General features: G+C 67.3%; 6 protein-coding genes. All 6 read left to right on the forward strand.

The genetic code is table 11. The features are described from left to right. The first annotated feature begins 114 nt into the window (after positions 1-114). The 6 genes from G6048_RS28030 to G6048_RS28055 all read left to right on the forward strand — a co-directional run bounded on the left by G6048_RS28030 (position 115) and on the right by G6048_RS28055 (position 5387). Positions 115-834, forward strand: a complete 720-nt coding sequence (locus G6048_RS28030; protein ID WP_206342215.1) for a ferritin-like fold-containing protein — start codon at positions 115-117, stop codon at positions 832-834. 15 nt (positions 835-849) lie between these two features. After that, positions 850-1962 (forward strand): radical SAM protein, encoded by a 1113-nt coding sequence (locus G6048_RS28035; RefSeq protein WP_165342370.1) that lies wholly within the window; start codon positions 850-852, stop codon positions 1960-1962. Between the two features lie 26 nt (positions 1963-1988). Then, positions 1989-2237, forward strand: coding sequence for an acyl carrier protein (locus tag G6048_RS28040; RefSeq protein WP_165342371.1), 249 nt, complete (start codon positions 1989-1991; stop codon positions 2235-2237). Next, positions 2234-3406 carry a beta-ketoacyl-[acyl-carrier-protein] synthase family protein gene (locus G6048_RS28045; protein ID WP_165342372.1) on the forward strand — a complete coding sequence of 391 codons (1173 nt, stop codon included), beginning with the start codon at positions 2234-2236 and terminating at the stop codon, positions 3404-3406. The genes G6048_RS28040 and G6048_RS28045 overlap by 4 nt, the downstream gene beginning before the upstream one ends. Continuing rightward, positions 3403-4221, forward strand: a complete 819-nt coding sequence (locus G6048_RS28050; RefSeq protein ID WP_165342373.1) for an SDR family oxidoreductase — start codon at positions 3403-3405, stop codon at positions 4219-4221. The genes G6048_RS28045 and G6048_RS28050 overlap by 4 nt, the downstream gene beginning before the upstream one ends. Before the next feature lie 80 nt (positions 4222-4301). After that, positions 4302-5387 (forward strand): branched-chain amino acid aminotransferase, encoded by a 1086-nt coding sequence (locus G6048_RS28055; protein ID WP_165342374.1) that lies wholly within the window; start codon positions 4302-4304, stop codon positions 5385-5387. Positions 5388-6162: the final 775 nt, after the last annotated feature.

Below are 6162 nucleotides of genomic sequence, written 5' to 3' on the forward strand. Positions count from 1 at the left end.
TGAGCCTGGGGGGTTTGAGGCACGCTTCGGGGGATTGGGTCGTCCGTCGGCGTGTGCCGCGCTCCCGCTGCTTCCCGTCTTGTCTCTGTCCGTAATGAGAAGGTGAGGTCGCCAATGACGGTCGCGGTGTTAGACGACGAAGAAGTTGTGGTGCGCACTCCGGAGGAATTCCACCGGATGCCCCGTGACTACCAGAAGATGCTGATCAGTCAGATCACCATCAATACCGAGGGTGAGCTTTCCGGCGGGGACGACTACGCGCTGATGTTCCTGCCACTGGCGCCGACCTCGGAGGAGCGTCAGGTGTGCGCCGAGCGCGCCGCCGAGGAGTACGACCACTACAAGATCGGCAAACGTATCCTCGCCAACCTCGGCGTCGACACAACCCACATGGAGACTCAGCCGCTCTCCGAGCGAATGCTGTTCGCTGATGAGCGCATGCACACCTGCACCACATGGGCCGAGCGCGGCATCTACTCCTACATCGGCGAGGAGACCGCGATGGTGATGCTGCGCGAGTTCGCCGAGAGCAGCTATAAGCCCTGGGCCGAGGCCGTCCGCACGATCATCCTGGACGAGAAGATCCACATCGCGCACGGCGCCCGAGTCTGCCGCAACCTCGCCGACACCGACGAGGGCCGAGAGCAGCTCCAGGCCGCGCTCGACCGGCTGTGGCCGATGTTCGTCGGCATTTTCGGCAGCGCCAACACCAAGCGCTCAAAGCTGGCCGTGCGCTATGGCCTGCGCAAGACCACCAACGGCGAAGCCATCGAACTGTGGCGGGAGAAGGTCGCATCCCGCATCACCAACCTGGGCCTGCACGTCCCCGAATAAGCCGCGGAGGCAGTCATGGCCATACCTGTGCTCATCACTCCGCGCCCGCCGTCCCGTGCCGAGTCAAAGGCCCGCCTGCGCGAGCTGTTGGCTGACCGGCCCGATCTGGCCGCGCGACTGAAGACTGTCCGCGACGTGGGCCGCCGAGTGCGCGGTTGTGAGGTGCACCTCACAACCGCCTGCAACATTCGCTGCAAGGGCTGTTGGTACTTTGAGGGCGGCTTCGACACCGCAGTCAAGGAGACCTCGGACCCGGGGTTGATCCGCGCGTTCGCGGAGAAGCTGGCCGCAGACGGCGTTACTCAGGCCACGCTGATCGGCGGCGAACCGACCATCGTGCTCGATCGAGTGCGCCCGTTCGTGGAGACGCTGCCATATATCACCATCTCCACCAACGGCTTGCGCCCGCTTCCCCGCGAGGGCTACGAGCACGTCGCCATCGGCATCAGTCTGTTCGGAGGCGGGCCGCTCGACGACGCGCTTCGCGCGCACCGGCCGAACGGCTCATCGTTCACGGGGCTGTTTGAGAAGGCGCTCAAGCACTACCGCGACGACCCCCGCGTCACATTCGTCTTCGCGCTGTCGGAAGAGGGGCTGCGCTACGTCGAGTCGACGGTGCGGGCGATTCGCGACAACGGCAACCAGGTGACATTCAATTTCTACAGCGAGCACGGCTCGGACCACCCGCTGCGGATCGAGAACGAGAAGCGCACCCTTGCCGAAGCCCTGCGCGTCAAGGAGCTGTACCCGGACACCGTGGTCAGCCACCCGTACTTCATCGAGGCGCTGATCACCGGCCGCGGCCATTGGGGCGGCCAGTTCGGCTACGACGTCTGCCCAAGCATCAGCGTCGACATGCCCGAGCACGAGCAGCGGGTGAACAACGGCAATCCGGTGCTGGACGGCTTCGCCGTCTACGGCGCGGACTACGAGACGCTGCAGTTCTGCTGCACCTCCGGCGACTGCGGCGGCTGCCGCGACAGCCAGGCCGTCTACAGCTGGCTGATGGTCAGCCTCAACTGGTTCCTCGATAGCACGCAGCGCCTGGAGACCTGGATGGACCTGGCCGAGAGCTACTGGCGCCAGTGGTACTGGTCACAGCGCCACTCCCCGAACTTCAGTCGTTAACCATCAGCAGCGCACAAGGAGCGATCATGCCCGCAACCGTATCCACCGAGGCCGTCCTGGACCTCATCCGTACCGAGCTCATCGACTCTGGGGTCGAGGAGGAGACCATCACGCCCGAGGCCAAGTTCGATGACCTCGATATCGACTCGCTCGACGCGGCCGAGCTGATGGCCACGATCAAACGAAAGTTCCACATCACCATCCCGCGCGCCGAGCTGGCCGACGTCACGGTGGGTCAGCTCGCTGCGAACGTAGCGGAAAAGGCCGGCCTTTGACGCTTCCGGTAGCGGTCACCGGTGTCGGCTCGGTCACCCCGCTCGGCGTTGGGGCGGCCGTCCTGGCCTCCCGGCTTGTCGCCGGCGAAACCGCTCTGGTGGGCGGAGACGGGCGCTGCGTGGAGTTCGACGCGGGGGAGTTCCTCACCCGGCGGGAGAGCAGGCGCAACGCCCGTTTCGCGCAACTCGCGCTCGTCGCGGCCGACGAGGCTGTCCACCAGGCCGGGTGGTCCAACGGGCTTCCCTATCCTCCGGAGGAGATCCTGTGCATCGTCGGCACTGGTCTGGGCGGCGCCCCAGAAAGTCCGCAGGGAACTGACGCGACGCCGTTGACGGTGCCGCTGATGATGGCCAACAGCGCCGCAGCGAGTCTGTGTACGCGCTATGGCATCCGCGGCGAATCCTTCGCGACGTCGGGAGCCTGTGCCGCTGGCGCGCAGGCGATCGGCGTCGCGATGGGCGCGATCCGGCGAGGGGAAGCGGCTGCGGCGGTTGTCGGCGGGGCCGAGGCCGCGTCGGTGCCGCTCATCTGCGAGTCCTTTGCGCAAGCGGGGGCGCTGTCCCCGACCGGCCGCTGTGTCCCGTTCGGCGCGGACCGCGACGGCTTCGTGATGGGCGAGGGTGCGGGAATCCTCGTCCTGGAAAGCGTAGCGGGCGCTCGCGCACGCGGCGCGGAGATCCTCGGTCTTGTGATGGGCTACGGCGCGAGCTCCGACGCGCACCATGTCACCGCGCCGTCGCCTGACGGAGTCCCCGCCGCACAGGCGATGCGCCGCGCGTTGGCCGACGCGGGCGTCGCGCCCGAAGACCTCTGCTACATCAACACGCACGGCACCGGGACGCCGCTGAACGACGAGGCGGAGATCCGCTCGCTGCGCCTGGCGCTGGGCGACGCCCTGGCGTCGATTCCCCTGTCCTCCACCAAGGCCGCGACCGGGCACCTGTTCGGCGCGGGTGGCGCGGTGGAGTCCATCATCACCTTGGCCGCGCTGCGCGGCGGAACCGCCCCGCCGACGTACGGACTGTCCGAACCGGACCGACGGCTCGGCGAACTCGATCACGTGCTGTCCGCCCGTGCGCTCAAGCCGGGCCCGAGTGGTGTGATCGGGCTGTCGGACTCGCTGGGTTTCGGCGGGCACAACTCCGTCCTTGTGCTGGGAGCGCCATGACCGGATTGGATTTCAAGGGCCGCCGTTACCTCGTGACCGGCGTGATGAACCAGGAATCGATCGCCTGGCACGTCGCGGCTGCACTCCAGAGGGAGGGCGCTGAGATCGTGCTCAGCTCGTTCGGCCGCGCGGCGCGGATCACCCGCAAGTCAGCGGCGCTGCTTCCAACCACCCCGGACGTACTCGATCTCGACGTCACCGACGAGGCGTGTTTCGCCGCCGTCTCGGCGGAACTGGGCCGACGGTGGGGTGCGCTCGACGGTGTCCTGCATAGCGTCGCCCATGCACCTGCCGACGCCGTGGGTGGCGCGTTCCTCAGCACACCCGCGGACAGCGCGCTCCAGGGCTTCCAGGTCTCGACGTACTCGCTCCAGCGCCTCGCGGCCTCGCTCGCGCCACTGCTGACCGCGGGCGAGCACGGCGGCAGTGTGGTGGGGATCACCGTCGACAGTGCGCGCACCCTGCCTGGCTACGACTGGATGGGCGTGTTCAAGGCATCGCTGGAGGCGGTCGCCCGCTACCTGGCACTGCACTTGGGACCGCTGGGCGTACGGGTCAACCTGGTCTCCTCTGGGCCGCTGGAGACGCTGTCCGCACGCGGGGTGAGCACGTTCGACGCGCTGGCCGAACACTATGAGTCCTGGGCGCCGTTGGGTTGGGACCGCACCGATCCGGAGCAAGTCGTCGGCGCAGTACTGTTTCTGCTTTCCGACCTGGCCACGCGTACCACCGGCCAGGTGCTGCACGCCGACGGCGGCCTGCACGCCGTCGTGGGCGGTATAGGCGAGCCTCCGCGCCGGCCCTCCGGTGAGTAACGGCCACTAACATAGTGGGCTGGCCCCGTTGGGCGGCGTCTGCCCTTTCAGGAAAACCGCGTCGGCGTTAGGAATTGGCTATGAGTACTGGCTTCCCCTTGTCCCGGACGACGAAGCCCGTGCCCGAAGCCGAGCGCGCAGCGATTCTCGCCGCACCGGGGTTCGGTCGGTACTTCACGGACCACATGGCCTCAGCCGTGTGGACGCTGGATGGCGGCTGGCACGACAGCAAGGTTGGCCCGCTTGAGCCGTTCACATTGCATCCCAGCGCCGCCGTGTTGCACTACGCGCAGGAGATCTTCGAGGGACTGAAGGCGTATCGCCATGCCGACGGCAGCGTCTGGCTGTTCCGCCCGGAGGCTAATGCCCGCCGCTTCGCCCGGTCCGCCAAGCGGCTGGCGCTCCCAGAGCTGCCGAAGGAGGACTTCCTCGCTAGCGTCGAGGAGCTGATCCGCGCTGACGAACCGTGGGTTCCGAGGTCTACCGGCGAGGAGAGCCTCTACCTTCGGCCGTTCATGTTCGCCTCCGAGGCATTCCTCGGAGTGCGGCCCGCCGCACGGGTCATCTACTCGGTGATCGCGAGCCCGGCGGGCCCGTACTTCGCCTCCGGCGTCACCGGGGTCACTCTGTGGGTGAGCAGCAAGTACACGCGTTCGGCCAGGGGCGGTACCGGTGCGGCCAAGTGCGGGGGCAACTACGCCGCGAGCCTGGCCGCGCAGATCGAGGCCGAGCAGCACGGTTGCGACCAGGTGATGTACCTGGACAGCGCGGGAGAGGGCGATCTGGAGGAGTCAGGCACGATGAACCTGTGCCTGATCACCTCGGACGGTCGGCTCGTTACGCCCGCGCTCGGCACCATCCTGGAGGGCGTCACCCGCGACACCATTCTCGCGCTGGCCGCCGACTTCGGCCTGACCCCGGTGGAACGGTCGGTCAGCCTGAACGAACTACGCTCTGGGGCCGCCGACGGCAGCATCACCGAGGTGTTTGCCGCGGGCACGGCAGCGGTGGTCACACCAATCGTCGGCTTCAGGGGCGACGGCTACGAGTTCACCATCGGCAACGGCGCGCCAGGCAAGCAGACCGTGGCGCTGCGGGAACATGTGCTGGACATCCAGTACGGCCGTGCGGAGGACAAGCATGGCTGGATGCGGCGCGTGCTCTGAAGTCGGCAGGCGAGTACCGCATCAACCAGCTCGCGGTCGATGATCTGCGTTCAACTCGCCCAGATGGCTGGGCGCGTACACATCCGGGACTGCCGCTCTGGCCTGGATGCTGACAGACTTTTGCGACAACGGGACCTCCGGATTACTCGTCCCGGGCTCGACATCACGGGGACTACCGGAGGTCCCGCAGTCTTGGCAGGGCGCGGACAGCCCATACGCAATGGTGTTGAATCAGGCGGACACTATCGCGGTAGGTGCGCGAATGCCCTGTTCAACAGCCTGTCCGTGCGTGAGCGATGCGTGAGCGGACGGCGTGGCACAAGCCATCCCGGAGCAGAGCCTGTAGGACCCAGTACTTGCCTTGACCAGGTGGTTCCGGACACCGAAAAACCATCCGGAACCAGCCAGCAAGCTTTGGACAGGACTTTTAATCCATTGGTTGTGGGTTCGAGTCCCACAGGGCCTACGGTTCGCAGGCGGGCTGCATGCCCTCAGTCCTGCTCCGCAGCGCCCGGGCCGGTTTCGGCCGACTCGGGCGCTGCTTCGTTTTCGGGCCCCTCCCGGCTGCACCGTGGCAACTGCCGCAACGCTCGCGCCACGAGGAGATCCCAGATCCACGCCACCCGACCCGGACGTGGATCTGTGGAGTACCCGGAGCCGCCCAACTCGCCCGCCGCGCACGCGAAGCGTCGGCCTAAGCTGCTCACCCACCGGCCGACGAAGGGCGTAAGCGTGACTCAGCCGACCACCGGCGACCAGCCCGAAGCCCTCCCGC

The sequence above is a fragment of the Streptomyces ureilyticus genome (assembly GCF_011045025.1).
Taxonomy (GTDB): domain Bacteria; phylum Actinomycetota; class Actinomycetes; order Streptomycetales; family Streptomycetaceae; genus Streptomyces; species Streptomyces ureilyticus.

What these genes read in the sequence shown, in the direction of transcription:
- G6048_RS28030 (WP_206342215.1), top strand. Translation starts at nt 115, where the DNA reads ATGACGGTCGCGGTGTTAGACGACGAAGAAGTTGTGGTGCGCACTCCG.
- G6048_RS28035 (WP_165342370.1), top strand. Translation starts at nt 850, where the DNA reads ATGGCCATACCTGTGCTCATCACTCCGCGCCCGCCGTCCCGTGCCGAG.
- G6048_RS28040 (WP_165342371.1), top strand. Translation starts at nt 1,989, where the DNA reads ATGCCCGCAACCGTATCCACCGAGGCCGTCCTGGACCTCATCCGTACC.
- G6048_RS28050 (WP_165342373.1), top strand. Translation starts at nt 3,403, where the DNA reads ATGACCGGATTGGATTTCAAGGGCCGCCGTTACCTCGTGACCGGCGTG.
- G6048_RS28055 (WP_165342374.1), top strand. Translation starts at nt 4,302, where the DNA reads ATGAGTACTGGCTTCCCCTTGTCCCGGACGACGAAGCCCGTGCCCGAA.